The organism is Streptomyces sp. NWU339, assembly GCF_003143855.1.
GTDB lineage: Bacteria > Actinomycetota > Actinomycetes > Streptomycetales > Streptomycetaceae > Streptomyces.
The window spans coordinates 205,825-231,311 of record NZ_QFRK01000001.1 but is presented as its reverse complement, the minus strand read 5'-3'; the positions used below and the strand labels follow the sequence as shown (position 1 = coordinate 231,311).

At 71.7% G+C, this 25,487-nt stretch carries 21 protein-coding genes; 8 read left to right on the top strand and 13 right to left on the bottom strand.

The features are described 5' to 3' along the window. Nucleotides 1-209: 209 nt before the first annotated feature. The 10 genes from DIZ27_RS01080 to DIZ27_RS01040 all read right to left on the bottom strand — a co-directional run bounded on the left by DIZ27_RS01080 (nt 210) and on the right by DIZ27_RS01040 (nt 11,197). On the bottom strand, nt 210-1,208 hold the full coding sequence (locus tag DIZ27_RS01080; protein WP_109376346.1) for a sugar phosphate isomerase/epimerase: 999 nt from the start codon (nt 1,206-1,208) through the stop codon (nt 210-212). Nucleotides 1,209-1,223: 15 nt separating this feature from the next. Next, nucleotides 1,224-2,450 carry a Gfo/Idh/MocA family protein gene (locus tag DIZ27_RS01075; RefSeq protein ID WP_109376345.1) on the bottom strand — a complete coding sequence of 409 codons (1,227 nt, stop codon included), beginning with the start codon at nt 2,448-2,450 and terminating at the stop codon, nt 1,224-1,226. Between the two features lie 80 nt (nt 2,451-2,530). After that, a complete protein-coding gene (locus tag DIZ27_RS01070) occupies nt 2,531-3,580 on the bottom strand; it encodes a substrate-binding domain-containing protein (RefSeq protein ID WP_109376344.1) in 1,050 nt (349 codons plus the stop codon). A 17-nt stretch (nt 3,581-3,597) separates the two neighbouring features. Then, a complete protein-coding gene (locus DIZ27_RS01065; RefSeq protein ID WP_109376343.1) occupies nt 3,598-4,617 on the bottom strand; it encodes an ABC transporter permease in 1,020 nt (339 codons plus the stop codon). Then, entirely contained in the window at nt 4,614-6,131 is a 1,518-nt protein-coding gene (locus DIZ27_RS01060) for a sugar ABC transporter ATP-binding protein (protein WP_109376342.1), read from the bottom strand. Before DIZ27_RS01060 ends, DIZ27_RS01065 begins: the two co-directional genes overlap by 4 nt. Before the next feature lie 182 nt (nt 6,132-6,313). Beyond that, nucleotides 6,314-7,495: an ROK family protein gene (locus DIZ27_RS01055; protein ID WP_109376341.1), complete on the bottom strand. Its 1,182-nt coding sequence runs from the start codon at nt 7,493-7,495 to the stop codon at nt 6,314-6,316. 279 nt (nt 7,496-7,774) lie between these two features. Beyond that, nucleotides 7,775-8,452: a GntR family transcriptional regulator gene (locus tag DIZ27_RS01050; protein ID WP_109376340.1), complete on the bottom strand. Its 678-nt coding sequence runs from the start codon at nt 8,450-8,452 to the stop codon at nt 7,775-7,777. A gap of 147 nt (nt 8,453-8,599) precedes the next feature. Next, nucleotides 8,600-9,547: a beta-ketoacyl-ACP synthase III gene (locus DIZ27_RS01045; protein WP_109376339.1), complete on the bottom strand. Its 948-nt coding sequence runs from the start codon at nt 9,545-9,547 to the stop codon at nt 8,600-8,602. Between the two features lie 164 nt (nt 9,548-9,711). Next, nucleotides 9,712-9,867 (bottom strand): hypothetical protein, encoded by a 156-nt coding sequence (locus DIZ27_RS45515; RefSeq protein ID WP_181383326.1) that lies wholly within the window; start codon nt 9,865-9,867, stop codon nt 9,712-9,714. Then, nucleotides 9,836-11,197, bottom strand: coding sequence for an OFA family MFS transporter (locus DIZ27_RS01040; RefSeq protein WP_109376338.1), 1,362 nt, complete (start codon nt 11,195-11,197; stop codon nt 9,836-9,838). The genes DIZ27_RS45515 and DIZ27_RS01040 overlap by 32 nt, the downstream gene beginning before the upstream one ends. 240 nt (nt 11,198-11,437) lie before the next feature. On the opposite strand from DIZ27_RS01040, the gene DIZ27_RS01035 reads away from it, so the two are divergent. From DIZ27_RS01035 to DIZ27_RS01010, 6 genes are all read left to right on the top strand, one after another. After that, complete coding sequence (locus DIZ27_RS01035; protein WP_109376337.1) at nt 11,438-12,409, top strand: 2-dehydropantoate 2-reductase; 972 nt, start codon at nt 11,438-11,440, stop codon at nt 12,407-12,409. Beyond that, complete coding sequence (locus DIZ27_RS01030) at nt 12,406-14,343, top strand: molybdopterin oxidoreductase family protein (RefSeq protein WP_109376336.1); 1,938 nt, start codon at nt 12,406-12,408, stop codon at nt 14,341-14,343. Before DIZ27_RS01035 ends, DIZ27_RS01030 begins: the two co-directional genes overlap by 4 nt. 9 nt (nt 14,344-14,352) lie before the next feature. Further along, entirely contained in the window at nt 14,353-16,185 is a 1,833-nt protein-coding gene (locus DIZ27_RS01025; protein WP_109376335.1) for an NAD(P)H-dependent oxidoreductase subunit E, read from the top strand. Next, nucleotides 16,182-17,042 (top strand): 2Fe-2S iron-sulfur cluster-binding protein, encoded by an 861-nt coding sequence (locus DIZ27_RS01020; RefSeq protein WP_109376334.1) that lies wholly within the window; start codon nt 16,182-16,184, stop codon nt 17,040-17,042. The genes DIZ27_RS01025 and DIZ27_RS01020 overlap by 4 nt, the downstream gene beginning before the upstream one ends. 28 nt (nt 17,043-17,070) lie before the next feature. Then, entirely contained in the window at nt 17,071-17,919 is an 849-nt protein-coding gene (gene fdhD / locus DIZ27_RS01015) for a formate dehydrogenase accessory sulfurtransferase FdhD (RefSeq protein ID WP_109376333.1), read from the top strand. Nucleotides 17,920-18,151: 232 nt separating this feature from the next. Then, the gene (locus DIZ27_RS01010) at nt 18,152-19,345 is read left to right on the top strand and encodes a DUF4185 domain-containing protein (protein ID WP_258308174.1); all 1,194 of its coding nucleotides are present in this window, start codon (nt 18,152-18,154) and stop codon (nt 19,343-19,345) included. Here the strand turns inward: DIZ27_RS01010 and DIZ27_RS01005 are convergent. Beyond that, entirely contained in the window at nt 19,281-20,321 is a 1,041-nt protein-coding gene (locus DIZ27_RS01005; protein WP_109376332.1) for a bile acid:sodium symporter family protein, read from the bottom strand. The two genes, DIZ27_RS01010 and DIZ27_RS01005, sit on opposite strands and share 65 nt — an antisense overlap. 258 nt (nt 20,322-20,579) lie before the next feature. Between DIZ27_RS01005 and DIZ27_RS01000 the strand changes: the two genes are divergently transcribed. Then, nucleotides 20,580-21,494 (top strand): LysR family transcriptional regulator, encoded by a 915-nt coding sequence (locus DIZ27_RS01000; RefSeq protein ID WP_109376651.1) that lies wholly within the window; start codon nt 20,580-20,582, stop codon nt 21,492-21,494. 84 nt (nt 21,495-21,578) lie between these two features. Next, nucleotides 21,579-22,406, top strand: a complete 828-nt coding sequence (locus DIZ27_RS00995) for an aldo/keto reductase (protein WP_307825007.1) — start codon at nt 21,579-21,581, stop codon at nt 22,404-22,406. 92 nt (nt 22,407-22,498) lie between these two features. Here DIZ27_RS00995 and DIZ27_RS00990 read toward each other — a convergent pair whose 3' ends face one another. Further along, entirely contained in the window at nt 22,499-23,392 is an 894-nt protein-coding gene (locus DIZ27_RS00990) for a trans-aconitate 2-methyltransferase (protein ID WP_109376330.1), read from the bottom strand. A 170-nt stretch (nt 23,393-23,562) separates the two neighbouring features. Beyond that, nucleotides 23,563-25,284, bottom strand: coding sequence for a glycoside hydrolase family 6 protein (locus DIZ27_RS00985; protein ID WP_109376329.1), 1,722 nt, complete (start codon nt 25,282-25,284; stop codon nt 23,563-23,565). Between the last annotated feature and the right edge of the window lie 203 nt (nt 25,285-25,487).

Below are 25,487 nucleotides of genomic sequence, written 5' to 3'. Positions count from 1 at the left end.
GCGGATGCCGGGGTGCGCCGTCACCCCGGAGGCGTGGGTGTCCTGAACACTTCAGGGACGGTAACCGCGTTCTTCCGGAACGAACACCCCTTGGGCCAGGGCTGGTCGAACTTTTCCCCAACACAGGACAAAGCGGGATCCGGGCAGGTCGGACCGGGGACCGGCGGATGCTCCGGCCCCCGCCCCCGACCTGCCGTCGGGCGTGCGGTTCAGCTGTTGAACGCGGCGTCGAAGGACGCGCTGGGTGGCTCGAAGTCGTAGGCCTTGAGCCGGGTCAGCGCCTCCGGGGCGCCCTGGAGCCGGTCCATGCCGGCGTCCTCCCATTCGACGGAGACGGGGCCCTGGTAGCCGATGGAGCGCAGCATGCGGAAGACGTCCTCCCAGGGGACGTCGCCGTGGCCGGCGGAGACGAAGTCCCAGCCGCGCCGGGGGTCGCCCCAGGGCAGGTGGGAGCCGAGGCGGCCGTTGCGGCCGTCGAGGCGCTTGCGGGCCTCCTTGCAGTCCACGTGGTAGATCCGGTCGCGGAAGTCCCACAGGAAGCCGACCGGGTCGAGGTCCTGCCACACGAAGTGGGAGGGGTCGAAGTTGAGCCCGAAGGCCGGCCGGTGGTCGACCGCCTCCAGGGTGCGCACGGTGGTCCAGTAGTCGTACGCGATCTCACTGGGGTGCACCTCGTGCGCGAACCGCACGCCCTCGGCGTCGAAGACGTCCAGGATCGGGTTCCAGCGCGTCGCGAAGTCCTCGTAGCCGCGGTCGATCATCGACTCGGGAGCGGGTGGGAACATGGCGACCAGATGCCAGATCGCCGACCCGGTGAATCCGATGACGGTGTCGACGCCGAGGCGGGCTGCCGCGCGCGCGGTGTCCTTGATCTCGGCGGCGGCCCGCTGCCGTACGCCCTCGGGTTCGCCGTCGCCCCAGATCCTGGCGGGCAGGATGGCCTGGTGGCGTTCGTCGATGATGGCGTCGCACACCGCCTGGCCGACCAGGTGGTTGGAGATCGCCCAGCACTTGAGGCCGTACTTGTCGAGGAGCTGGTGGCGGGAGGCGACGTAGGACGGGTCGGCGAGCGCCTTGTCGACCTCGAAGTGGTCTCCCCAGCAAGCGAGTTCGAGACCGTCGTAGCCGAAGTCACGGGCGAGTCGGCAGACTTCCTCCAGGGGCAGGTCCGCCCACTGCCCGGTGAACAGCGTGAAGTTGCGCGGCATCGGTATCCGTCCTCCTCAGGCGGCGATCGGCGTGTAGAGGGAGTTCTTCTCGGCGCTCTCCTCCACGGCCGCGAGCACGCGTTGCACCTGCAGCCCGTCGGCGAAGGAGGGTTCGGGTGTGCGGCCGTCGGCGACCGCGTGGACCAGGTCGCGGGCCTGGTGCACGAAGGTGTGCTCGTAGCCGAGGCCGTGGCCCGGCGGCCACCAGGCGTCCAGGTAGGGGTGGTCGGGTTCGGTGACGAGGATGCGGCGGAACCCCGCGTGCGCGCCGGGCTCGGTCCCGTCGTGGTAGGAGAGCTCGTTGAGCCGTTCCAGGTCGAAGGCCAAGGAGCCGCGCTCGCCGTTGAGTTCGATGCGCAGGGCGTTCTTCCGGCCGGTGGCGTACCGGGTGGCCTCGAAGGAGGCGAGGGCGCCGGAGGCGAAGCGGCCGGTGAACAGGGCGGCGTCGTCGACGGTGACCTGGCCGGTGCCGGTAGCCCCGACGGCATCGACGGCGGCCAGTCCGCTGGTGGGCCCGGTGGGCAGCGGCCGCCGGCGGACGAACGTCTCGGTGAGCGCGGAGACGCCCGCCAGCGGCTCCCCCGCCAGGTACTGCGCCAGGTCGACGATGTGCGCGCCGAGGTCGCCGAGCGAGCCGGAGCCGGCCTGTTCCCGGCGCAGCCGCCAGGTCAGCGGGAACGCGGGGTCCACCAGCCAGTCCTGCAGGTACGCCACCCGTACGTGCCGCAGGGTGCCGATGCGGTCCTCGGCCACCATCCGCCGGGCCAGCGCGGTCGCGGGTATCCGGCGGTAGTTGAAGCCGATCATCGCCAACCGGCCTTGCCCCTGGGCCTCTTCGGCGGCGCGGACCATCGCCTCGGCCTCGGCCACGGTGTTGGCGAGGGGCTTCTCGCACAGCACGTGCTTGCCCGCGGCGAGGGCGGCCACCGCGATCTCGGCGTGGCTGTCGCCCGGGGTGCAGATGTCGACGAGGTCGACGTCGTCCCGTTCGACCAGGGCACGCCAGTCGGTCTCGGTGTCCGCCCAGCCGTGGCGGTCGGCCGCCGCGCGCACCGCGGTGGCGTCCCGGCCGCAGATCACGGCCAGTTCGGGGCTCAGCGGCAGGTCGAAGACGCGGCCCGCGGTGCGCCAGCCCTGGGAGTGGGCGGCACCCATGAAGGCGTAGCCGACCATGCCGACGCGCAGGGGTGGCTTCCCCGTTTCTGTGCCGTCTGCCCCATCTGACTGCTGCGGCTGTGCCATACGGTTGTCCTCCTCGTCGTCGTGGCGGGCGGGGGTGGGCCCCGCCCGGTGGGCTGGTCAGGCCCGTGGGGCGGAGCTCCTCACTTGAAGCCGGTGGGCATGTACTGGTCGACGTTCTCCTTGTCGACCACGGCCGAGTAGCAGGTCAGCGAGGTGGGGATCTCGAACTCGGCGAGGCCGCCGACGCCCTTGCCCTGGCCGAGGGCGCGGGCCAGGTCGATCGCGGAGGCGGCCATCGACGGCGGGTACAGCACCGTCGCCTTCAGGACGCCGTTGTCCGCCTTGATCGCCTCGAAGGCGGAGAGCGCGCCCGCCCCGCCGACCATCAGGAAGTCGTCGCGCCCGGCCTGCTCGATGGCCCGCAGCGCACCCACGCCCTGGTCGTCGTCGTGGTTCCACAGTGCGTCGAACTTCGACTGTGCCTGGAGGAGTTGGGCCATCTTGGCCTGACCGGACTCTACGGTGAACTCGGCGGCCTGGCGGGCCACCTTCTTGATGTTGGGGTAGTTCTTCAGTGCGTCGTCGAAGCCCTGGGTGCGCTGCTTGGTGAGCTCCAGGTTGTCCAGGCCGGCCAGTTCGATGACCCGGGCGTTCGGGGTGTCCTTGAGCTTCTCGCCGATGTAGTGCCCGGCGTTCAGGCCCATCCCGTAGTTGTCGCCGCCGATCCAGCAGCGGTATGCCTGCGGGGTGTTGAAGATGCGGTCGAGGTTGACGACGGGGATGCCGGCGCGCATCGCCTTCAGCCCGACCTGGGTGAGCGCCTTGCCGTCGGCGGGCAGCACCACCAGGACGTCGACCTTCTTGTTGATGAGGGTCTCGATCTGGCCGATCTGCTGGGCGGTGTCGTTGGAGCCCTCGGTGGTCTCCATGGTGACGTCGGAGTACTTCTCGGCGCGCTTCTTGGCCTGGTCGTTGATGGCGTTGAGCCAGCCGTGGTCGGCCTGCGGTCCGGCGAAGCCGATGGTGACCGGCTTGCCGGGCTTGTCGTCGGCGGCCGGCCGGTCGGCGGCGGTCGGCTTCGCGTCGCTCGGTTCGTTGCTGGTGCAGCCGGTGACGAGGACACCGGCGGACACGGCGGCGGCTGAGAAGAGCAGCCCTCTGCGGCTCGTGAAAGGCGTCGGCTCTGGCATGGCGGTGAACCCTTTCGTCAGGTCGTGCTCGCGGTACGGCGCTGGACCAGCACGGCGGCGACGATGATCGCGCCCTTGGCGATCTGCTGGACGTCGCTCTGCAGGTTGTTCAGGGCGAAGATGTTGGTGATCGTGGTGAAGATCAGGACGCCCAGCACGGAGCCGACGATGGTGCCGCGGCCTCCGGTGAGCAGGGTGCCGCCGATGATCGCGGCGGCGATGGCGTCGAGTTCGTAGAGGTTGCCGTTGGTGTTCTGGCCGGAGCCGGCCAGGACGATCAGCAGGAAGGCGGCGATGCCGCAGCACAGCCCGGACAGCAGGTAGAGGTACAGCCGCTGGCGCCGGACGTCGATGCCGGCGAGCCGGGCCGCCTCCGGGTTGCCGCCGACGGCGACGGTGCGGCGCCCGAAGGTGGTCCGGTTGAGCACCAGCCAGCCGATGACGGTGACCGCCGCGAACACCAGGACCAGGGGCGGGATGCCGAGGACGTAGGAGTCGCGTTCACCGAGATTGAGGACCCCGTCGACGGTGACGACCTGGGTCCGCCCGTCGGTGATCTGCAGGGCCAGGCCGCGGGCCGAGGCGAGCATGGCGAGCGTCGCGATGAACGGGACCATCCCGCCGTAGGCGATGAGCACCCCGTTGACCAGGCCGCAGCCCAGTCCGACGAGGACGGCGGTGAACAGGATGCCGGCGAAGCCGAACTCCTGGGTGGCGACGGTGGTCGCCCACACCGAGGACAGGGCGACGATCGCGCCGACCGACAGGTCGATGCCGCCGGAGGTGATGACGAAGGTCATGCCGACGGTGACGACACCGATGACGGATGCCTGGGTGAGGACGAGTTGGAGGTTGCGGGTGTCCAGGAACTCGTCGGGTCTGGTGATGCCGCCGATGAGGACGAGCGCGGCGAGCACGCCGAGCAGCGACAGCGTACGGACGTCGGCGCGGAACAACACGGCGCGCCAGGCGGGCGTTTCGCCGGTGACCGGCACCTTGTCGGTGCGTTCCCGCGGCGGGGAGACGGGCTGCGTCATGACGCCGGGCTTCCTTCCATGACGAGGTCGAGTACACGGTGTTCGTCGAGCTCCCGGGCGGGCGCCGTGTGGACGACGTCGCCTTCCCGGAGCACCAGGACGCGGTCGGCGAGGCCGAGCACCTCGGGCACCTCGCTGGAGACGAGCAGTACGGCGAGGCCTTCGTCCGCCAGGCGGCGGACGACCGCGTACAGTTCGGCGCGGGCGCCGACGTCGACGCCGCGGGTGGGTTCGTCCAGCAGCAGCACCCGGCAGCCGCGCAGCAGCCAGCGGGCGAGCACGGCCTTCTGCTGGTTGCCGCCGGACAGGGTGCGCACCGGCACGTCCGGGTTGTCCGGCCGGAGCGACAGCTCACGGGTGGCGGCGCGGGCGGCGCCCAGTTCCGCACCCCGGTCGATCCAACCGGCGCGGGAGAAGCGGGACATTGCGGAGACCGACACATTGCGGGTGACGGACTCCAGCATGAGCAGGGCCTGCGCCTTGCGTTCCTCGGGGGCGAGCCCGATCCCGGCGCGCACGGCGGCGCGGACGCTGCCCGGCCGCAGCGGGCGTCCGTCGACCAGGACACGGCCGGAGTCCGGTTTGCGGGCCCCGTAGACGGTCTCCAGGATCTCGGAGCGCCCGGAGCCGACCAGGCCGGCGAGCCCGACGATCTCCCCGGGGCGCAGCTGGAGGTCGAGGGGGGCGAACTCGCCCTTGCGGGACAGCCCTTCGACGGTCAGCACCGGTTCGCCGGTCGGCGGGGAGGCGGGCCGTTCGGGGAAGACGTACTCGACGTCGCGGCCGGTCATCAGGGAGACCACCTCGCGGGTCGGGGTGGACTTCGCGGGCAGTCCACCCGCGACGGCCCGGCCGTCCTTCAGCACGGTCACCCGGTCCCCGATGCGCCGGATCTCCTCGAGGCGGTGCGAGATGTAGACGACGGCGACTCCGTCGGCGGTGAGATCGGCGACGATTCTGAAGAGGTTCTCGACCTCGTCCGGGTCGAGCGCCGCCGACGGTTCGTCCATCACGATGAGGCGCACGTCGTGCGAGAGCGCCCGCGCCATCGAGACGATCTGCTGTTGTGCCGCCGACAACTCCCCCACCAGCCGGGTCGGTTCGATCTCCGGGTGTCCGAGGCGGGCCAGCAGTCGGCTCGTCGCCTCCCTGGACGTTCTCGGGCGGACCACGAACCCGGCGGTCGTCGGCTCCTGGCCGAGGTGGACGTTCTCGGCGACCGTCATGTGTTCCACCAGGTCGAGTTCCTGGTAGATGGTGGCGATACCGAGGCGCATGGCGGCGATCGGCGAGCGCAGGGTGACCGCTTCTCCGCGCCAGCGGATCGTGCCCGTGTCGGGCTGGTGGGCGCCGGCCAGCACCTTGATCAGGGTGGACTTGCCGGCGCCGTTCTGGCCGAGCAGGCAGTGCACCTCGCCGGCCTGGACGTCGAGGTCGACGCCGTCCAGGGCCCGGACGCCGGGGAACGACTTGGTGATGCCGGACATGCTGAGCAGCGGTGGTTCGGGTGCCATGCGGATTCCCCTCGGCGGGCGTGCGGGCCGGTGTCAGGGCGCGGTCGGGCCAACGTTGTCAGAGCAGGGGTGGAGCGGCGGAGCCGTACGTGGTGCCGGTGCGCTGTTCTGTGCGGTGAGAACGGTTCGAACGGCGTGAACGGTGGAAGCGGTGCGAACGGTGCGGTGGAGCCGTGGGCTGCTTACGCGGGTGAGAACAGGTGGTCGCTGATGAGCCGGGCCGCGCCGATGACTCCGGCGGTGGGGCCCAACTCCCCGAGGACGATGGGCAGGTTGCCGGTCGCCAGGGGCAGCGACTGGCGGTAGACCTGGGTGCGGATGGCGGCGAGCAGGGTGTGGCCGAGACCGGTCACCCCGCCGCCGATCACCACCAGGCCGGGGTTGAAGAAACTGACCAGGCCGGCGATGACCTGGCCGGTGCGGTTGCCGCCCTCGCGGATCAGATCGAGGGCGGTGGCGTCCCCCGCGGCGGCCGCGGCGGCGACGTCGACGGCGCTGAGCGTGCCGTTCGTCTCCAGGCGGCTCGCGAGTTCGGCGGAGAGCCGCTGTTCGGCGGCCTCCGTGGCGTCCCGGGCGAGGGCCGAGCCGCTGAAGTGGGCCTCCAGACAGCCCCGGTTGCCGCAGGCGCACGGGCGGCCGTCGGGTACGGCCTGGATGTGCCCGATGTCGCCGGCGCTGCCCGTCGTACCGCGGTAGACCTCACCGCCGACGACGATGCCGCAGCCGATGCCGGTACCGATCTTGACGCAGAGGAAGTCGCCGACGGTGCGGGCGACGCCCGCGTGCTGCTCCCCCATGGCCATCAGGTTCACGTCGTTGTCGACCATGACCGGGCAGCCGAGTTCCTGGCTGAGCGCCTCCCGCACGGGGAAGCCGTCCCAGCCGGGCATGATCGGCGGTGCCACCGGGATGCCCTCGGGGAAGCGGACCGGGCCCGGGACGCCGATACCGGCGCCGTCGAACCCCTCGGCGAGCCCGGTGGCCTTCAACTTCGCGGCCATGGCCAGGACTTGTTCGAACACCGCGACCGGTCCGTCACGGACGTCGATGGGCTGGTTGAGGTGCCCGAGGATCTCCAGTTCGGCGTTGGTGACGGCGACGTCGACCGAGGTCGCGCCGATGTCCACGCCGAGGAGGCGCAGATGCGGGTTGAGGCGGATGTTGTGGGAGCGCCGGCCGCCGCGCGAGGCGGCGAGTCCGTCGGCCACGACGAGTTCCGTCTCCAGCAGCCGGTCCACCTCCACGGCCAGCTTCGACCGGGAGAGGTCGACCTGGTCACCCAACTGGGCACGGGAGTTGGGGCCACCGTCGCGCAACAGCCGGAGCAGTCGGGCCTGATGCGCGTTCGCGGGTCGTGCGGTCATACGTCTCACGAACCCCTCCCCGCCTCGATCGGCCTGTGCGCGCCGGATTCCGGCCACGTGCGTGGCGTGCTTTCGGAGGGAACGTAGCAGCGGCTGCCGGAGGTGGGAAGAAGTCGCGCAGGAATTGGCCCCTACTTTTTCCACTCACAGGACAAAGGGGCCCGCGCGGAGCCACGCGGGCCCCTTCCCGCGGTCGGGTCACCGCGCCCTGGGGGTGCGGTCAGGACTTCCAGGGCTTCACCGTCGGCAGGACGCCGGTGCCGTCAGGGGGCGGTGCCGTCAGGGCTTCGCCTGCGCGAGGTAGGAACGCCGGGTGTGCTCGGTGTGTTCGCGCATGAGCCGCTCGGCCAGCTGTTCGTCGCGGTCGGCGACGGCGGCGATCAGGTCGCGGTGCTCGGCCCAGGACTGCCCTCCGCGCTGCCGGGCGACGGGGGCGTGGTACCAGCGCACGCGGCGGCCGACCTGGGCGGCGAGTTCGGCGAGGACCGCGTTGCCGGCCAGGTCCATGATCTTGGCGTGGAAGCGGGCGTTGAGGACGACGGCGGCGTCCACGTCGTCGGAGGCCACGGCCTCCAGGCCCAGCGCCAGGATCTCCTCCAGGGCCTCGATGCCCGCGCTGTCGGCGTTGAGCGCGGCGAGCCTGGCGGCCTCGGCCTCCAGCAGCGTGCGCACGGTGAGGAGTTGGTCGGCCTCCTGCTCCGTCGGCTCGTGCACGAACGCGCCCTGCGCGGGGCGCAGATCGACCCAGCCCTCGGTGTTCAGCCGCTGCAGCGCCTCGCGCACCGGCTGCCGGGAGACCCCGAGGTGACCGGCGAGTTCGCTCTCGACCAGATGCTGGCCGGGCTGGAGGGCGCGCGTGGTGATGAGCTCGAGCAGTGCCTCGTAGACCCGGTCCCGTAGCGGTCCCGGTCGTTCGAGCTTGGGCACCGCCCCCTGGGGCAGTCCGGCCGACAGCATCGCGGTCCCCCTCCTCGGCGGCCCTCGCCCGGCCGCACGGCCGGTCGTTCGGCGCCGCCAGTAGTGATTGTCTTTCGTCTACAGTCTACGGCGCCCACATGCCAGGGAGAGGGGGAGTCGATCGCGTCACACCCGTACGAGGGATCTTCAGGGGCAGCGGACGACCTGCCCCGCGTACGACAGGTTCCCGCCGAAGCCGAAGAGCAGGACCGGGTCGCCGGACGACACCGCGCCCCGCTCGACGAGCTTGGCGAAGGCGAGCGGGATGCTCGCGGCCGACGTGTTGCCCGACTCGGTGACGTCGCGGGCGACGACGGCGTTGACGGCGCCGATCCTGAGCGCGAGGGGTTCGATGATCCGCAGGTTGGCCTGGTGCAGCACCACCCCGGCGAGTTCCTCCGGCGCCAGTCCCGCCTTCTCACAGGCCTGGCGGGCGATGGCCGGCAGCTTCGTGGTCGCCCAGCGGTACACGCTCTGTCCCTCCTGCGCGAACCGCGGCGGCGTCCCCTCGATCCGCACCGCGTTGCCCATCTCCGGCACCGAGCCCCACAGCACGGGCCCGATCCCGGCCTCCTCGGAGGTCTCGGCCGCCTCGACGACCGCGGCCCCCGCCCCGTCGCCGACGAGCACGCAGGTGGAGCGGTCGGTCCAGTCCGCCACCTCGGACATCTTGTCGGCGCCGATGACCAGCGCGCGGCTCGCGGCGCCGGCCCGCACGGCGTGGTCGGCGGTGGCCAGCGCATGGGTGAACCCGGCGCACACCACGTTGACGTCCATCGCGGCGGGCCCGGGAATGCCGAGGCGGGCGGCGACCCGGGCCGCCATGTTGGGCGAGCGGTCGATCGCGGTGGACGTGGCGACCAGCACCAGGTCGATCTCCGTGGGGGTGCGGCCGGCCGCCGCCAGCGCCTTGGCCGCGGCGTGGGCGGCCAGTTCGTCGACGGGCTCCTCGGGGCCCGCGATGTGACGGGTGCGGATGCCGACCCGGCTCGTGATCCACTCGTCGCTGGTGTCGACCATGCCCGCCAGCTCCTCGTTGGTGAGCACCCGGGCGGGCTGGTAGTGGCCGACGGCGGCGATGCGCGAGCCGATCATGGGTGGATCCCCCTCGTGTTGCGGTTGCGGGATCCACCAGTCTGGTCAGTGACCGACGGGTACACCGACAGGTGATGCGACAGGAATCGGCCGCCGGGCTTGTCGGCTTCGGTCAGGCCCGCGGACGTCCGGACACGCGTCCCGATGTGCCCGGACACCGCCCGTCATCCGGTGAACAGTTGTGTGGCCTTCCGTACGAGTTCGTACAGCCCGTAGGCGAGCGGCACCCCCACCCACAGCCAGGCGAAGGCGATCAGCCCGCGGCGGGCGGGGCCGGCTCCGCCCGCGTCAGGCGGACTCGTGCTGCTGTCGCCGGTCATCGGCGGCCTCCTTCGTCAGGTCGGGGCTGGGGACGTGGTGGCGGGGATGCACGGGCCGGACGAGTTCGTTGGCGACGAAACCGACCACGAGCAGGCCGATCATGACGAGGAACGACAGCCCGTACAGCGACGAGCCGTGCCTCCCCGCCGCCTCCTGCCGGTCGGCGACCCAGTTCACGATCAGCGGCCCGAGTACGCCGGCCGTGGACCAGGCGGTGAGCAGCCGTCCGTGGATGGCGCCGACCTGGTAGGTGCCGAAGAGGTCCTTCAGATAGGCCGGGACGGTCGCGAAACCGCCTCCGTAGAAGGAGAGGATGACCAGCGCGCACAGCACGAACAGCGGCTTGGAGGTGTCGCCGAACATCGCGATCAGGGTGTACATCAGCGCGCCGGCGCCCAGGTAGAGGCGGTAGACGTTCTTCCGACCGATCACGTCGGAGGCGGAGGACCAGCCGATGCGGCCCGCCATGTTCGCCGCCGACAGCAGGGCGACGAAGCCGGCGGCCGCGGTCGCCGACACCGGCGCGGAGGTGTCCGCGAAGAAGTCGGTGATCATAGGGGCCGCCTTCTCGAGGATCCCGATGCCGGCGGTGACGTTCATGCAGAGCACCAGCCACAGCAGCCAGAACTGCGGGGTGCGCAGGGCACCGCGGGCCGAGACCTGCGGACCGGTGAGGGCCTCGGCCGCCGGAGCATGGCCCGCCGGAACGTGGCCCGTCGGCCGCGTGGTGCGCGGCACCCGCACCAGCACCACGCCGAGCAGCATGAACAGGGCGTACGTCAGCCCGTGCACGAGGAAGGCGAGGGCGATGCCGGCGTTGTCGGTGCCGAAGGACTCGAGCATCTGCGCCGACCACGGCGAGGCGATCAGCGCGCCGCCGCCGAAGCCCATGATGGCGATTCCGGTGGCCATGCCGGGCCGGTCCGGGAACCACTTGATCAGGGTCGACACGGGCGAGATGTAGCCGATGCCGAGGCCGACGCCGCCCACGAAACCGTAGCCGAGGACGATCAGCCAGTACTGCCCGGTGGCCGCGCCGAGGGCGGAGAGCAGGAAGCCGGAGGAGAAGCAGACGAGGGCGACGGTCATCGCCCAGCGCGGCCCCTTGCGCTCCACGAGGGTGCCGCCGAACGCGGCGGACAGGCCCAGCATGACGATGCCGAGCTGGAACGGCAGCGCGCTCTGGGTGCCGCTGAGGCCGAGAGCGGACTCGAGGGGAGGTTTGAACACGCTCCAGGCGTAGGCCTGGCCGATGGCGAGGTGGACCGAGAGGGCGGCGGGCGGAACGAGCCAGCGGCTCCAGCCCTGGGGTGCAAGGGGTGGACTCATGAAACCCGGACGGTAGGCAGAGCCCGGGTGGTTGAAAACCCGTCGGGTCGACGGTATGCGGTGAGCGGTATGCAGTCTGCGGCGAACGGTCGGACCGCCCGGTACCCGAAAGGCGGGGCGTGCGCGAACCCTTGCTGAGCCAACCTCCATACTGTAGACAATATTTCGTCGACATAAGTCGAATCCGACCGTCGACCTCCACCTCCGCGGTACTCCCTCGACCGAACGGAGCGTTCCCCAGTGAAAGTGGCAGTTCTCGGCGCCGGGGCCATCGGCGCCTACGTCGGCGCCGCGCTCCATCGCGCGGGTGCCGATGTGCACCTCGTCGCCCGTGGACCGCATCTGGCGGCCATGAGGCAGCACGGCGTGCGGGTGCTCAGCCCACGCGGCGACTTCACGGCGCGCCCCCACGCGACCGACGACCCGGCCGAGATCGGCCCGGTCGACTACGTCTTCCTCGGCCTCAAGGCCAACGCGTACGCGGCGTGCGGGCCGCTGATCGCACCCCTGCTGCACGACACCACGGCGGTCGTGGCCGCCCAGAACGGCATTCCCTGGTGGTACTTCCACCGGCACGGCGGCCCCCACGACGGCCACCGCGTGGAAAGCGTGGACCCCGGCGGCGCGGTCAGTGCGGTGCTCGCGCCCCGGCGGGCGGTCGGCTGTGTCGTCTACGCGGCCACCGAGCTCGAAGGGCCCGGCGTCGTACGGCACTTGGAGGGCACCCGGTTCTCGATCGGGGAGCCCGACCGCAGTGTCTCCGCGCGCTGCCTCGCGTTCAGCGGGGCGATGGTGGACGGCGGGCTGAAGTGCCCGGTGGAGCCCGAACTGCGCGGCGACATCTGGGTCAAGCTGCTCGGCAACATCTCCTTCAACCCGATCAGCGCCCTCGCCCGCGCGACCATGCGGCAGATGTGCCTGCACGGCGGTACCCGCAGGGTCATCGAGATCATGATGAACGAGACGCTCTCGGTCGCCCGCGCCCTCGGCTGCGAGGTCGGCGTGTCCGTGGAGCGCCGGCTGGCCGGCGCCGAGCGCGTCGGCGACCACCGCACGTCCACGCTCCAGGACCTGGAGCGCGGCAAACCGCTCGAACTCGACGTACTGCTCGCCGCCGTCGTCGAGTTGGCGGACATCACCGGCGTGGATGTGCCCACCCTGCGCACCGTGCACGCCATCTCGGACCTGCTCGCGCTGAGGAGCGCCGCATGAAGAGCACCAGGAAACGCGACCGGAGCCCGAAGACCTACACCAGGCTCACCCATCCCCTGGTCCGCGACTCGCGTGACGAGCCGTTCCGGAGGGCCACCTGGGACGAGGCCCTGGAGCGGGCCGCCCGGGGGATCGGCGCCGCGCGCGGCGCGTTCGGGATGTTCTCCTGTGCCCGCGCGACCAATGAGATGAACTACGTGGCGCAGAAGTTCGCCCGGGTCGTCATGGGCACCCACAACGTGGACTCCTGCAACCGCACCTGTCACGCCCCGTCCGTGGCCGGGCTGTCGGCCGCGTTCGGCTCCGGCGGCGGGACCTCGTCGTACGAGGAGATCGAGCACACCGACGTCATCGTGATGTGGGGTTCCAACGCCCGCTTCGCACACCCGATCTTCTTCCAGCACGTGCTGAAGGGCATCCACAACGGCGCCCGCATGTACGCGGTCGACCCGCGGCGGACGTCGACCGCCGAATGGGCGGAGAGCTGGCTCGGGCTGAACGTCGGCACGGACATCCCGATGGCGCACGCGATCGGCCGCGAGATCATCCACTCCGGCCTGGTCAACGAGGCGTTCGTCCGGGGGGCGACCACCGGCTTCGAGGAGTACCGGGCGCTCGTCGAGCCGTGGACGCTGTCCCTCGCCGAGAAGGTGACGGGCGTACCGGCGGCCGCGATAAGGGAGTTGGCGCACGCCTACGCCCGCGCCGAGCGCGCCCAGCTGTGCTGGACCCTCGGCATCACCGAGCACCACAACGGCACCGACAACGTCCGCGCCCTGGTCAACCTCTCGTTGCTCACCGGCCATGTCGGCCGTTACGGCGCCGGTCTGCAGCCGCTGCGCGGCCAGAACAACGTGCAGGGCGGCGGCGACATGGGGGCGATCCCCAACCGGCTGCCCGGCTTCCAGGACATCCTCGACCCCGCGATCCGGCTGAAGTTCGAGTCCGCCTGGGGCACCGTCCTCCCGCCGCGCTACGGGATGACGCTCACGGAGATGTTCGAGGCCATGGACGACGGTTCGCTGCGGGCCGTCTACTGCATCGGGGAGAACCCGGCGCAGTCCGAGGCGGACGCCGATCAGGCGGTACGGCGGCTGAGCGGGCTGGACTTCCTGGTGGTGCAGGACATCTTCCTGACGAAGACCGCCGAACTCGCGGACGTCGTCCTGCCGGCCACCGCGGGGTGGGCGGAGACCGACGGCACCACCACCAACAGCGAGCGCAGGGTGCAGCGCGTCCGCCGGGCGGTGACGCCGCCCGGCGAGGCACGCGAGGACATCGACATCATCTGCGATCTCGCCACCCGCCTCGGCCACGACTGGAAGTACGCCGACGCCGAGGCCGTCTGGGACGAGCTCCGGTCCGTCTCCCCCGACCACCACGGCATGACCTACGGGCGGCTGGACGAGCACCAGGGCATCCAGTGGCCGTGCCCGAGCACCGACGCGCTCGAACCGCCGTATCTGCACGGCAGGTTGTGGGACCCGGATCCGGATCGGCGGGGCAGGCCCGCGCCGTTCGGGATCGTGCAGCACGACCCGCCGGTCGACCTCACCGACGAGGAGTACCCGATCCGGCTCACCACCGGACGCCGGCTCGACTCGTACAACACCGGTGTGCAGAGCGGCGGTTACTCCTCGCCCCTGCGGCGCGGCGAGGCCGTCGAGCTGTGCCCGGAGGACGCCGAGCGCTACGGCGTGGTGGTCGGCGAGCAGGTGCGGGTGACGTCCCGGCGCGGATCGGTGCTGGCGCCGGTGTGGGTGGACACCGCGCTGCGGCCGGGGCTCGCCTTCATGAGCTTCCACTTCCCCGACGAGGTGGACACCAACGTGCTGACCATCGAGGCCAACTGTCCCATCGCCGGGACCGCGGAGTTCAAGGCCTCGGCGATCCGGATCGAGAAGCTCCCGGCTCCCAGCCCCGTGATCCAGTGAGGTGACGTAGTGGACCTGCGCTTCGGTGACGGCAAACCGACGGACGAGGAGCGGGCGGCGGTCGACGCGCTGCTCGGTCCTCCCGAGTCCTCGTGGGAGGGTGCCGACCGCGACGGGATGCGGTCCGGCGATCTGAGGTGGGCCCGCGGCGGGCGGGAGGCCCGGGACCGCCGCGACCAGCTGCTGCCGGGGCTGCACGCGGTCAACGACCGGGTGGGCTGGATCAGCGAGGGCGCCCTGGACTACCTGTGCCGGCGGCTGACGGTGCCGCCGTCGGAGGCGTACGGGGTGGCCACGTTCTACGCGATGTTCTCCGTCAAGCCGCGCCCGGCGACCGTGCTGCACGTGTGCACGGACCTGGCGTGCGCGGCGGCCGGGGCCGGGGCGCTGTGCGCCGGGATCGAGTCGCGGCTCGGGCCCGGCAGCGGGGTGAGCGTCGAGCGCAGCCCCTGTCTGGGCCTGTGCGAACGCGCCCCGGCGGCCCTGGCGATCAGGGCCGGGGAGCCGGTGCGTACGGCGGTGTCGGCGCCGGCGACGGTGGACTCGGCGGTGCTCGCGGCGAGCGCGCCCGACGCCGCCCCCGAGGAGCCGGCGGCGGCGATGGCGGTGCCCCAGGCCGGGGACCCCTCGCTGACACTGCTGCGCCGGGTCGGCGCGGTCGACCCGGCGTCGCTGGACGACTACCGCGCCCACGGCGGCTACGCGGCCCTGCGCCGGGCCTTCGCGCTGGGGCCGGCCGGGGTGATCCGGGAGGTCACCGACTCGGGCCTGGTCGGACGGGGCGGCGCCGCCTTCCCCACCGGCCGCAAGTGGCAGGCCACGGCGTCCCAGCCGGACCGGCCGCACTATCTCGTGTGCAACGCCGACGAGTCCGAGCCCGGGACCTTCAAGGACCGGGTGATCATGGAGGGCGATCCGTACGCGCTGGTGGAGGCGATGACCATCGCCGCCTACGCGACCGGCGCGCACAAGGGGTACCTCTATCTGCGCGGTGAGTACCCGCGAGCGCTCCACCGCATGCGGCACGCCGTCGACCAGGCGCGGGCGCGCGGCCTGCTGGGCGACGACGTCCTCGGCCAGGGGTACGCCTTCGACATCGAGATCCGGCGCGGCGCGGGCGCGTACATCTGCGGTGAGGAGACCGCGCTGTTCAACTCCATCGAGGGCTACCGGGGCGAGCCCCGCTCCAAGCCCCCCTTCCCGGTGGAGAAGGGCCTGTTCGGCAAGCCGACGGTGGAGAACAACGTCGAGACGCTCGTCAACGTCCTGCCCGTCCTGACGATGGGCGCCCCGGCGTACGCGGCGATCGGCACCGAGCGGTCCACCGGCCCCAAGCTGTTCTGCGTGTCCGGCAGCGTCGGCCGGCCCGGAATCTACGAACTGCCGTTCGGCGCGACGCTGGGCGAGTTGCTGGAGCTGGCCGAGGTGCGCGACGGGCTGCGGGCGGTACTGCTCGGCGGGGCGGCCGGCGGCTTCGTGCGCGCCGACGAACTGGACATCCCGCTCACCTTCGAGGGCACCCGCCAGGCGGGTACGACGCTCGGCTCGGGGGTCGTGATGGCCTTCGACGACACCGTGCCGCTGCCCCGGCTGCTGCTGCGCATCGCGCAGTTCTTCCGCGACGAGTCCTGCGGGCAGTGCGTGCCGTGCCGGGTCGGGACCGTACGCCAGGAGGAGGCGCTCACCCGGATCGTGGAACGCACCGGCTCCGACGCCGCCGGTGACATCGCCCTGCTGCGCGAGGTGGGCAGCGCGATGCGGGACGCCTCGATCTGCGGTCTGGGCCAGACCGCGTGGAACGCCGTGGAATCCGCCATCGACCGTCTGGGGGCCTACGAATGACCGTGACACCGCTGGGGATTCCCCGCCGCCTGCTGGAGTTCACCCTGGACGGCGAGCCGGTCAGGGCGCCCGAGGGATCGACGATCCTGGACGCCTGCCGGGCGGCCGGGAAGGACGTCCCGACGCTGTGCGAGGGCGACACGCTGACGCCGAAGAACGCGTGCCGGGTGTGCGTGGTGGAGGTCGAGGGCTCGCGCACACTGGTCCCCGCCTGCTCGCGCAAGGCCGAGCCGGGCATGGAGGTGCGCACCGGCACCGAGCGGACCCGGCACAGCCGGAAGGTGGTCCTCGAACTGCTCGCGTCCTCCGTCGACCTGTCGACGACCCCGCGGGCCGCCGAGTGGATCAAGGAGTACGAGGCGAAACCGGACCGCTTCGGCCCGGACGCGGCCCGGATCGACGAGGAGCCGAGGGTCGACAACGACCTGTACGTGCGCGACTACGGCAAGTGCATCCTCTGCTACAAGTGCGTGGACGCCTGCGGCGACCAGTGGCAGAACTCCTTCGCGATCTCGGTCGCGGGCCGTGGTTTCGACGCGCGGATCGCGGTCGAACACGACGGTCCGCTGACCGAATCGGCGTGCGTGTACTGCGGGAACTGCATCGAGGTGTGCCCGACGGGCGCCCTGTCGTTCAAGTCGGAGTTCGACATGCGGGCAGCGGGCACCTGGAACGAGTCGGCGCAGACGCGGACGACGACGGTGTGCGCGTACTGCGGAGTGGGCTGCAACCTCACGCTGCACGTGCAGGACAATGAGATCGTGAAGGTCAGCTCACCGCACGACAATCCGGTGACCCACGGCAATCTGTGCATCAAGGGCCGCTTCGGCTACCAGCACGTACAGAACCGGGACTGACACCAGGAACCGACCAGGGACTGGGGACATGGGACGAGTCACAGAACGACGCAAGGTGGTCCGCATCCGCGACGGGGTGGTGTCCACCCGCCCGGACACGCTCGTCACCGAGGAGCCCCTGGAGGTCCGGCTGAACGGGAAGCCGCTGGCGATCACGATGCGCACCCCGGGTGACGACTTCGCGCTGGCCGTCGGCTTCCTGGTCAGCGAGGGCGTCCTGGCGGCCGGCTCCGACCTGCGGAACGTCGTGTACTGCGCGGGGGCCACGGTGGACGGGTCGAACACGTACAACGTGGTCGATGTGCAGACCGCGCCGGGCGTGGCGATCCCGGACATCACGCTCGAGCGCAACGTGTACACGACCTCCTCCTGCGGTCTGTGCGGCAAGGCGAGTCTGGACGCGGTGCGCACCACGACCCGCCACCCGATCGCCGACAGCCCGCCCCTGCGCCTCACGCCGGAGCTGCTGGCCGCTCTGCCCGACCGGCTGCGCGCCTCCCAGCGGGTCTTCGACCGGACGGGCGGCCTGCACGCGGCGGCCCTGTTCGACGAGGACGGCGAGCTGCTGGACGTGCGGGAGGACGTGGGCCGGCACAACGCGGTCGACAAGCTGGTCGGCCGCGCGCTGCAGAACGGGAACCTGCCGCTGTCCCGGACCGTCCTGATGGTCTCCGGCCGGGCCTCCTTCGAGCTGGCGCAGAAGGCGGTCATGGCGGGCGTCCCGGTGCTGGCGGCCGTCTCGGCGCCGTCCTCGCTGGCCGTGGACCTGGCGGCGGAGACGGGGCTGACCCTCGTGGGGTTCCTGCGGGGCAGTTCCATGAACGTGTACGCGGGTGAGGACCGTATCGTCCTGCGGACCGCGGTCGCCCAGGGCTGACCGGTTCCCCGCGGCACGGCGGCGGGGTCCCTCCCGGCGGGGAGCGCCCCCTGCGCCGTGGGGGCCCCGCCTCGATGCGTGACCACCGCACCATGGACCCGGGCCACGCCGGCCACTAACGTCCCGGAGCGTGCCCGACGACACAGCACGAGCACGCATACGAGAAGAAGTACGAGAAGAGGAACGCGCAGGAGTACGCGTACCGAGGAGGACGGCGGCAAGGACGCGCCTGTTGCTCGCGGCGGCGACGGCGCTGCTCCTCGGCGCCGTGCTGGTCTCCGTCCTGCCGGAGGACGACGACCGGGGGCGGAACGACGGCGCCTGCGCGCCGCACACCGTGGCCTCCTGGGCGGCGGAGGACACCCTCACCGCCGAGTTCGCCCGCTACGGCGACGACGCCGCACGCACCGACGACTGGACGGGCGGCGACGGCACCCACTCGGTGCGGCTGCCCGACGGCCGGCTGCTGTGGCTGTTCTCCGACACCTACCTGGGCCGCGTGCACGGCCCGCCCAATCCGGCCGGCGAGTCCCACGCCTGGCGGGACCCCGCCACGCCGCTGGTGCGCAACTCCGCCGTCCTGATGCGCGACGGCCGGCTCGAGACCACCCTCCCCGCCCCGCTCTTCCCCGACCCCGCGCCGGACCGGTGGCGCTGGCCGGTCGCCGCCCGGGTCGAGCCCCGCTCCCCCGGCTCCGCGGAGCGGGTCGTCCGGGTCGTGCTGTGGGTGCGTACGGCCGGGCAGCCCCCGTGGATCTACGGCGTGCCCACCGCCACCGAGGTCGCCACGCTCTCCCTGCCCGATCTGCGCCTGGAGTCGGTGGTGGAGGTGCTCGACCAGCGGAACGTCCCCGATCCGTCCCGCCGGGTCCTGTTCGGCACCACCCTGGTCGAGGAGGACGGCTGGACGTACGTCTTCGGCGGCGACGACGGCCGGGCCGTCTCCCGCGGGGCCTCCCACGCGTACGTGGCACGGGTCGTGGCGGGCGGGCTCGCCGATCCGGCTGCCTGGGAGTACTGGAACGGCTCGGCGTGGCAGACCCGAGCCCGCCCGCGCCCGGTGCTCGGCGACGGGCACCGCACCGGCGTGGGCAGCGCCTTCTCCGTGGTGCGGGACGGCGGGACGTACGTCCTGTTCACGATGGCCGCGGGCGCCAGGGGGCTGAGCACGGTGGCGTCGTACTGGTCCTGCTCCCCCGCCGGCCCGTGGCACGGGCCGGCGAAGGAGTTCGCTCCCGCGCTGCCTGAGGGCGGGACCGCCGCCTACAACCCGCAGACCCACCCGGAACTGGGCGACGACGGACGGCTGGTGCTCAGCTACGACGTCAACCTGCTCGAGCCGTCCGGCGCCGCGGTGCCGCTCAGCCGGAACGTGTCCCTGTACCGGCCCCGGTTCGTGACGATCCGACTGGGGTCCGGACGGTGACGTCCACGGCTTCGGCGGTCCCCGCGCCGAGGGGGTCGGCATCGTGTGAGCGGCGTTTGGCGATCACCGCGCAGACCATCAGCTGCATCTGGTGGAACAGCATCAGCGGCAGCACGGCCAGCGAGGCCTGCGCACCGAACAGCACGCTCGCCATGGGCAGTCCGGCGGCCAGGGACTTCTTCGAACCCGCGAACTGGATCGCGATCCGGTCCGCCCGGCCGAACTTCAGCGCCTTGGCGCCGTACCAGGTCAGCAGCAGCATCACGGCGAGCAGTAGGACCTCGACGGCGAGCAGGCCGCCCAGCCGGGCCGGGCTCACCTGGCTCCAGACGCCCCGCACCATCCCCTGGCTGAACGCGGTGTAGACGACGAGCAGGATCGAGCCCCGGTCGACCAGTCCGAGCGCCTTGCGGTGGCGGGTGACGAACCCCCCGATCCAGCGGCGCAGCACCTGCCCGGCGACGAACGGCACCAGCAGTTGCAGCACGATCTTCGTCACCGAGTCGGCGGAGAACCCGCCGGCGCCCCCGCCCAGCAGCGCCGCCGCGAGCAAGGGGGTCGCCACGATGCCGACGAGTGAGGAGAAGGAGCCGGCGCAGATCGCGGCGGGCACGTTGCCGCGGGCGATGGAGGTGAAGGCGATGGACGACTGGATGGTGGACGGGACGAGCGTGAGGAAGAGCAGGCCCTGGTACAGGGGGTCGGTCAGCAGGACCGGGACGAACCCGCGGGCGGCCAGACCGAGCAGCGGGAAGACGACGAAGGTGCAGGCCAGGACAGTGCCGTGGAGCCGCCAGTGCCTCAGTCCGTCCAGTGCCTCACGGGTGGAGAGCCGGGCGCCGTAGAGGAAGAAGAGGAGGGCGATGGCGGCGGTGGAGGCACCGGAGGCGAGATCGGCGCCGGTGCCGCGCGCCGGGAGCAGTGCGGCCAGGCCCACCGTCCCCAGCAGGAGCAGGATGTACGGGTCGATCGGCATCCGGCTCGGCCGGTGCGGGCGTTTCACGGTGCTTCACTTGCTCCATTCACTCGGGGCACTCCGGGACTCTCCGGGTCGCTCGGCGATGCGTCGACGCGGCCGGTTCTTCGAGTCACTCGGAAATCCTTCGAGGCTCCGCCGCGCGGGCACGGGAAGCCCCTCTCCATCCTGCTCCCTCCCGCCGTGATCGGGAATCCCGTATACCGCTCTCACTGCCATCGCGTTTCGCGATAACCTGCCGGGGTGGCCGAGACCGAGATGTACGACCCCACGCAGCTGCGGACGTTCCTGGCCGTGGCGCACACGCTGTCCTTCACCCGGGCCGCTCGGCGCCTCGGGCTGCGGCAGTCGACGGTCAGCCAGCACGTGCGGCGCCTGGAGGACGCCACCGGGCGACAGCTGTTCACCCGGGACACCCACTCCGTGGAGCTCACCGAGGACGGCGAGGCGATGCTCGGCTTCGCACGGCGGATCCTGGACGTGCACGAGCAGGCGGCGCAGTTCTTCGCCGGCACCCGGCTGCGCGGCCGACTGCGGTTCGGCGCGTCGGAGGACTTCGTCCTGACCAGGCTGCCGGAGATCCTGGAGCGGTTCCGGTACGAGCACCCGGAGGTCGATCTGGAGCTCACGGTCGAGCTGTCGGGCACGCTGCACGAGAAGCTGGCCGCGGGCGAGCTGGACCTGGTGCTGGCCAAGCGCCGGCCGAAGGATCCCCGGGGCGAGCTGGTGTGGCGCGACGAGTTGGTGTGGATCGGCGCACAGGGGCTGCGCCTCGAACCGAACCGCCCGGTGCCGCTGATCGTCTATCCACCGCCGGGCATCACCCGGGAGCTCGCGCTGCGGGCGCTGGAGCGGCAGGGCCGTGAGTGGCGGATCGTGTGCACCAGCGGCAGCCTCAACGGCCTGCTCGCGGCGGCCCGTGCCGGGCTCGGCGTGATGGTGCACTCGCGCGGACTGATCCCGCCGGGACTGGTGCGGATGCCGGACCGGGCGGGGCTGCCGGAGCCGGGCCGGGTGGACTTCGTGGTGGTGCACGGCCGGCGGCGCCCCTCGGCGCAGGGTGCGGCGCACGCGCTGGCGGCGGCGATCCTGGCGGGCGGGGACCGGTTGAAGCGCAGAGCGATCGAGAAGGCGTACGAGAAGGAGGAGGTGGAGGCGCCGTACCGCACGTGAATCGTGCCGTCCGGAATGCATCGGGAGCCGTGATCGTTGACGATGGGCGTGTCATCCGATCACAACCCGAAGGATCGAGAGCTCGTGAGCAAGGTCCCCCCGATCACCCTGAACAACGGCGTCGAGATGCCCCAACTGGGCTTCGGCGTCTGGCAGGTGCCGGACGCGGAGGCCGAGACGGCCGTCGCGGCGGCACTGGAGGCGGGCTACCGCAGCATCGACACCGCGGCGGCGTACGGCAACGAGGAGGGCACGGGCAGGGCGATCGCGGCCTCGGGGGTCCCCCGCGAGGACCTCTTCGTCACCACCAAGCTCTGGAACACCGACCACGGGTACGACTCCACCCTGCGCGCCTTCGACGCGTCCCTGTCGAAGCTCGGGCTGGACCATGTGGATCTGTACCTCATCCACTGGCCGACGCCGGCCCGGGGCCGCTACGTCGACACGTACCGGGCGTTCGAGAAGCTCTATGCCGAGGGCCGGGTCCGTGCCATCGGCGTGTCGAACTTCCAGCGCGAGCACCTGGAGCACCTGATCGCCGAGACGTCGGTCGTGCCGGCGGTCGACCAGATCGAGCTGCACCCGCATCTTCAGCAGCGCGCCGCCCGCGAGTACCACGCGCAGCAGGGCATCGCCACCGAGGCCTGGTCGCCGCTGGGCCAGGGCAAGGGCCTGCTGGAGGTCCCGGCGATCGTGGCCATCGCGCAGAAGCACGGCCGTACTCCCGCCCAGGTCGTGCTGCGCTGGCACATCCAGCTCGGCAACGTCGTCATCCCCAAGTCGGTGACGCCGTCCCGCATCAAGGAGAACATCGACGTCTTCGGGTTCAGTCTGGACACCGAGGACCTCGCGGCGATCAGCGCCCTCGACGAGGGCCGCAGGCTGGGCCCGGACCCGGCGACGCTGAACTGACCCGCCGGCCTCCGAGGCACGGAACGCGGCGGCCCCCGGTACTGCTGCACGGCCCGGGAGGCCGCCGCGCGTGTGGCCGGTCCGGTCGGTGTCTAGACCGGCCGGACCGCCGTGTGCACGGTGTGGGCGGAGAGGACGAAGAGATCGGGGCGGTGGTGCAGGCTCGCCGCGTCGTCCGGGTCGAGGAGACGGTCGAGGGTGGCGCGGTCCTCGGCGTCCACACCGTCGGCGAGCCTCTCGCGGACGTAGCCCAGAGTGGCGACGACGTAGGCGCGGGCACGGTCCGTGACCGGGGCGGGAAGGTCGAGGAGGAAGGTGCGGGAGCGGGCGTGGTGCAGACCGGCCGCGGTCAGCAGCGCCGGCCAGTCCTCGGTGTGTGCGACGGCGCCGGTCAGTTCGGTGCGCATGTGGGTGAACCAGTCGGCCTGCACGGCGTCGAGGCGGGCCTGGAGCCCCGGCCGGCCGATGCCGATGTCGCGCGGCAGGTACCGGGTGGGCAGGCCGCCCTCCATCACGGCCAGCGTGCCGCCGGGCGCGAGCCGGGCGGCGTAGGCGGCGAGTGCGGCGCGCTGGTCGCCCAGGTGGTGGACGCTGCGGCTGGCCCACAACAGGTCGGCGGGGTAGTCCAGTTCGTCGAGCACGCCGGGAAGTTCACCGGCGAGGGTGTCGAAGCGGTCGCCGACGCCGTACCGGGCGGCGCGCTCCGCCGCCCGCTCCAGCAGCGGGGCGGAGCCGTCGACGGCCACGATGCGGGCGCCCTCGAAGACCTCGGCGAACAGACACGAGATGACACCCGGCCCGCTGCCCGCGTCCACGATCAGTCCCGGTTCCGTTACCTCCTTCGCGAGCCAGCCGAGGGCCCGTTCGTACAGGGGCGTGAACAGTTCGGCCTCCGATTCGAGCAGGGCGGCCATCTCCGCCCAGTCGATCTCGGTGTCCGTGCCCGTGCCCGTGTGGTCGTGCTGGTGGTGATGGTGGTGCGCCATGGTGGTCAGCCTCTCCGCTCGGATGCGGACAGAGTGCGCCGACGCACCGGGCGGAGGCCAGTGATGTTGCCGCTTCCGCAAAACGGTTTCCCGAAACGGGTCGGTCCGCCGGGACCGGGGCCGGGCGCGCGGCCCGGTCCCTCGGCCCCGGCGGACCAGGGGTCAGCCGGTCAGGACAGCGGCGGGTACGCGTTCCTCATCAGCTCCTGGAACTGGGCGGAGAACCAGTGCCCGGAGACCGGGGCGTCCGGCAGGGCGCCCGACATGTTGTTGTCGTTCCTCGGGTTGCCCGTGTACGTCGGGTCGCACATCCGGTCGAAACCCTTGCCCTCGTCGTTGTCGATGACCTTGCTCGCGCCATCGGACTCGCCCGGGGGCTTCATCCACACGTAGGCGTCGATCCCGGGCTCCGGTGCGGCCTTCGGCCGCTCCCCGAGGCCCGCGCCCTTCTGGTTGCACCAGTTGCCCGTGTTGAACCGGCGGTCGTAGCGGCCGCCGTCGACGTAGGTGTCCACGCTGGTCGTGGCGCCGGGCCCGGTGGGCCGGGCGGTGCCGCCCCAGCCGTTGCGGGAGGTGTCGATCAGCATGCCGATCTTCGAGTCGAAGCCGAGCGAGACCAGCTTCTCGCGCAGGGCCTTGGCGTACGACAGTTCGTCGACGTAGCGGTTCCAGCTGACCCACTTGGACTCGCGCACCGACTTGCCGGCCACGGTCTGGTCGACCGAGAAGTTGTTCTCCTTCAGCGCGCTGTAGTTGGCGGTGTTGGCGATGAAGCCGTGGACGTCGGCCACGGTCGCGCCCTCGGCGGTGGCGGCCTGCTTGAACATCTCCGCGGAGGCCCCGAAGTTGTCGTCCCAGCCCAGCCAGCCGTGGTGGCCGGCGTCCACGTAGTTGTAGACGTTGGGCACGTCACCGAGCTTGTTCAGGGCGTAGCCCACGCCCTTGACGTAGTTGCCGTTGGCCTTCATCACGTCGCAGTTGGGCGTGGCGGTGGCCCGCGGGGAGACGTTGGTGACCAGGTTGGGCAGCGAGTCGATCTCGACCGTGGTGACGATCCGCAGCGAGGCGTACTTCGGGTCGGCGAGGATCTTGGCGATCGGGTCGATGTACTGCGTCTTGTACTTGTCGATCTCCGTGGCGCCGAATTCGCCGTTGGAGGCGAGCGCGGCGCAGTCGCGGCCGGGCAGGTTGTAGATGACCACCTGGAAGACGAGTTCGCCCGAGCCCTTCTGCCGCAGGGCCTCGTCGAGGTGGGCACGCAGACCCATCTTGCCGTTGGCCCCGTTGATGGCGGCGGTGCGGTCCATCCAGACACCGGTGGGCTGGTTCGCGATGCGGCTGCCGCCCGGCTCGGCGGCGGCCTTCGCGGACCACTCGGGGTTCACGTACACCTTGGCGCCGACGTAGGGGTTGTCGACCCGGGCGCCCTGGGGCGGCGGGTCGGTCGGGCCCGGCGGGTCGGTGGGCCCGCCGGAGTCGACGTTGCAGGTCACGCCGTCGAGGGTGAAGGCGGCCGGGATCGCGTTGGTACCGCTGTAGGTGCCCTGGAAGCCGAAGCTCGCCGAACCCCCGGTGGCCAGCGTGCCGTTGTAGGACTCGTTGGCGGCGGTGACGGCGGCGCCGGACTGGGTGAGCTTGGCGTTCCAGCCGCTGGTGATCTTCTGGTTGCCGGCGTACGACCACTTCACCGCCCACGACGACTTGGCGGCGCCGTGGTTGGTGACCGTCACGGACGCGGTGAAGCCGGTGTCCCACTGGTTCTGCACCTGGTAGTCGACGGTGCAGGGGACGGCGGCGGCGCCGGCGGCGCCGGGAACGGCGGCGTAGGCCGTCCCGGCGGCACCGGCGACCAGTGCCGTGGCAGCGAGGAGCGCGGTTCTGGTACGACTCATGAGTGCGGGTTTCCTATCCGTAGGGGGCTGTCCGAAGAGGGCTGTCCGTCGGGGCGCGCGTGACTCGCGCGGCCCGGTGCCGTACGGCGTGGGGGTACCTCGGGCTCAGGATCAGGACGGGGTCCGGTCCGCGGTCCGGGACGTTCGGGGCCGGACCGGCCATGAGGGGTCCCACGGGAGTGCGCTGTCCCCGCGTCGGGGGT

Excerpts from the sequence above, each read along its gene's own strand:
- DIZ27_RS01080 (WP_109376346.1), bottom strand. The coding sequence starts at position 1,208 with ATGCCGCGCAACTTCACGCTGTTCACCGGGCAGTGGGCGGACCTGCCC.
- DIZ27_RS01075 (WP_109376345.1), bottom strand. The coding sequence starts at position 2,450 with ATGGCACAGCCGCAGCAGTCAGATGGGGCAGACGGCACAGAAACGGGG.
- DIZ27_RS01070 (WP_109376344.1), bottom strand. The coding sequence starts at position 3,580 with ATGCCAGAGCCGACGCCTTTCACGAGCCGCAGAGGGCTGCTCTTCTCA.
- DIZ27_RS01065 (WP_109376343.1), bottom strand. The coding sequence starts at position 4,617 with ATGACGCAGCCCGTCTCCCCGCCGCGGGAACGCACCGACAAGGTGCCG.
- DIZ27_RS01060 (WP_109376342.1), bottom strand. The coding sequence starts at position 6,131 with ATGGCACCCGAACCACCGCTGCTCAGCATGTCCGGCATCACCAAGTCG.
- DIZ27_RS01055 (WP_109376341.1), bottom strand. The coding sequence starts at position 7,495 with ATGACCGCACGACCCGCGAACGCGCATCAGGCCCGACTGCTCCGGCTG.
- DIZ27_RS01050 (WP_109376340.1), bottom strand. The coding sequence starts at position 8,452 with ATGCTGTCGGCCGGACTGCCCCAGGGGGCGGTGCCCAAGCTCGAACGA.
- DIZ27_RS01045 (WP_109376339.1), bottom strand. The coding sequence starts at position 9,547 with ATGATCGGCTCGCGCATCGCCGCCGTCGGCCACTACCAGCCCGCCCGG.
- DIZ27_RS45515 (WP_181383326.1), bottom strand. The coding sequence starts at position 9,867 with ATGACCGGCGACAGCAGCACGAGTCCGCCTGACGCGGGCGGAGCCGGC.
- DIZ27_RS01040 (WP_109376338.1), bottom strand. The coding sequence starts at position 11,197 with ATGAGTCCACCCCTTGCACCCCAGGGCTGGAGCCGCTGGCTCGTTCCG.
- DIZ27_RS01030 (WP_109376336.1), top strand. The coding sequence starts at position 12,406 with ATGAAGAGCACCAGGAAACGCGACCGGAGCCCGAAGACCTACACCAGG.
- DIZ27_RS01020 (WP_109376334.1), top strand. The coding sequence starts at position 16,182 with ATGACCGTGACACCGCTGGGGATTCCCCGCCGCCTGCTGGAGTTCACC.
- fdhD (WP_109376333.1), top strand. The coding sequence starts at position 17,071 with ATGGGACGAGTCACAGAACGACGCAAGGTGGTCCGCATCCGCGACGGG.
- DIZ27_RS01005 (WP_109376332.1), bottom strand. The coding sequence starts at position 20,321 with ATGCCGATCGACCCGTACATCCTGCTCCTGCTGGGGACGGTGGGCCTG.
- DIZ27_RS01000 (WP_109376651.1), top strand. The coding sequence starts at position 20,580 with ATGTACGACCCCACGCAGCTGCGGACGTTCCTGGCCGTGGCGCACACG.
- DIZ27_RS00990 (WP_109376330.1), bottom strand. The coding sequence starts at position 23,392 with ATGGCGCACCACCATCACCACCAGCACGACCACACGGGCACGGGCACG.
- DIZ27_RS00985 (WP_109376329.1), bottom strand. The coding sequence starts at position 25,284 with ATGAGTCGTACCAGAACCGCGCTCCTCGCTGCCACGGCACTGGTCGCC.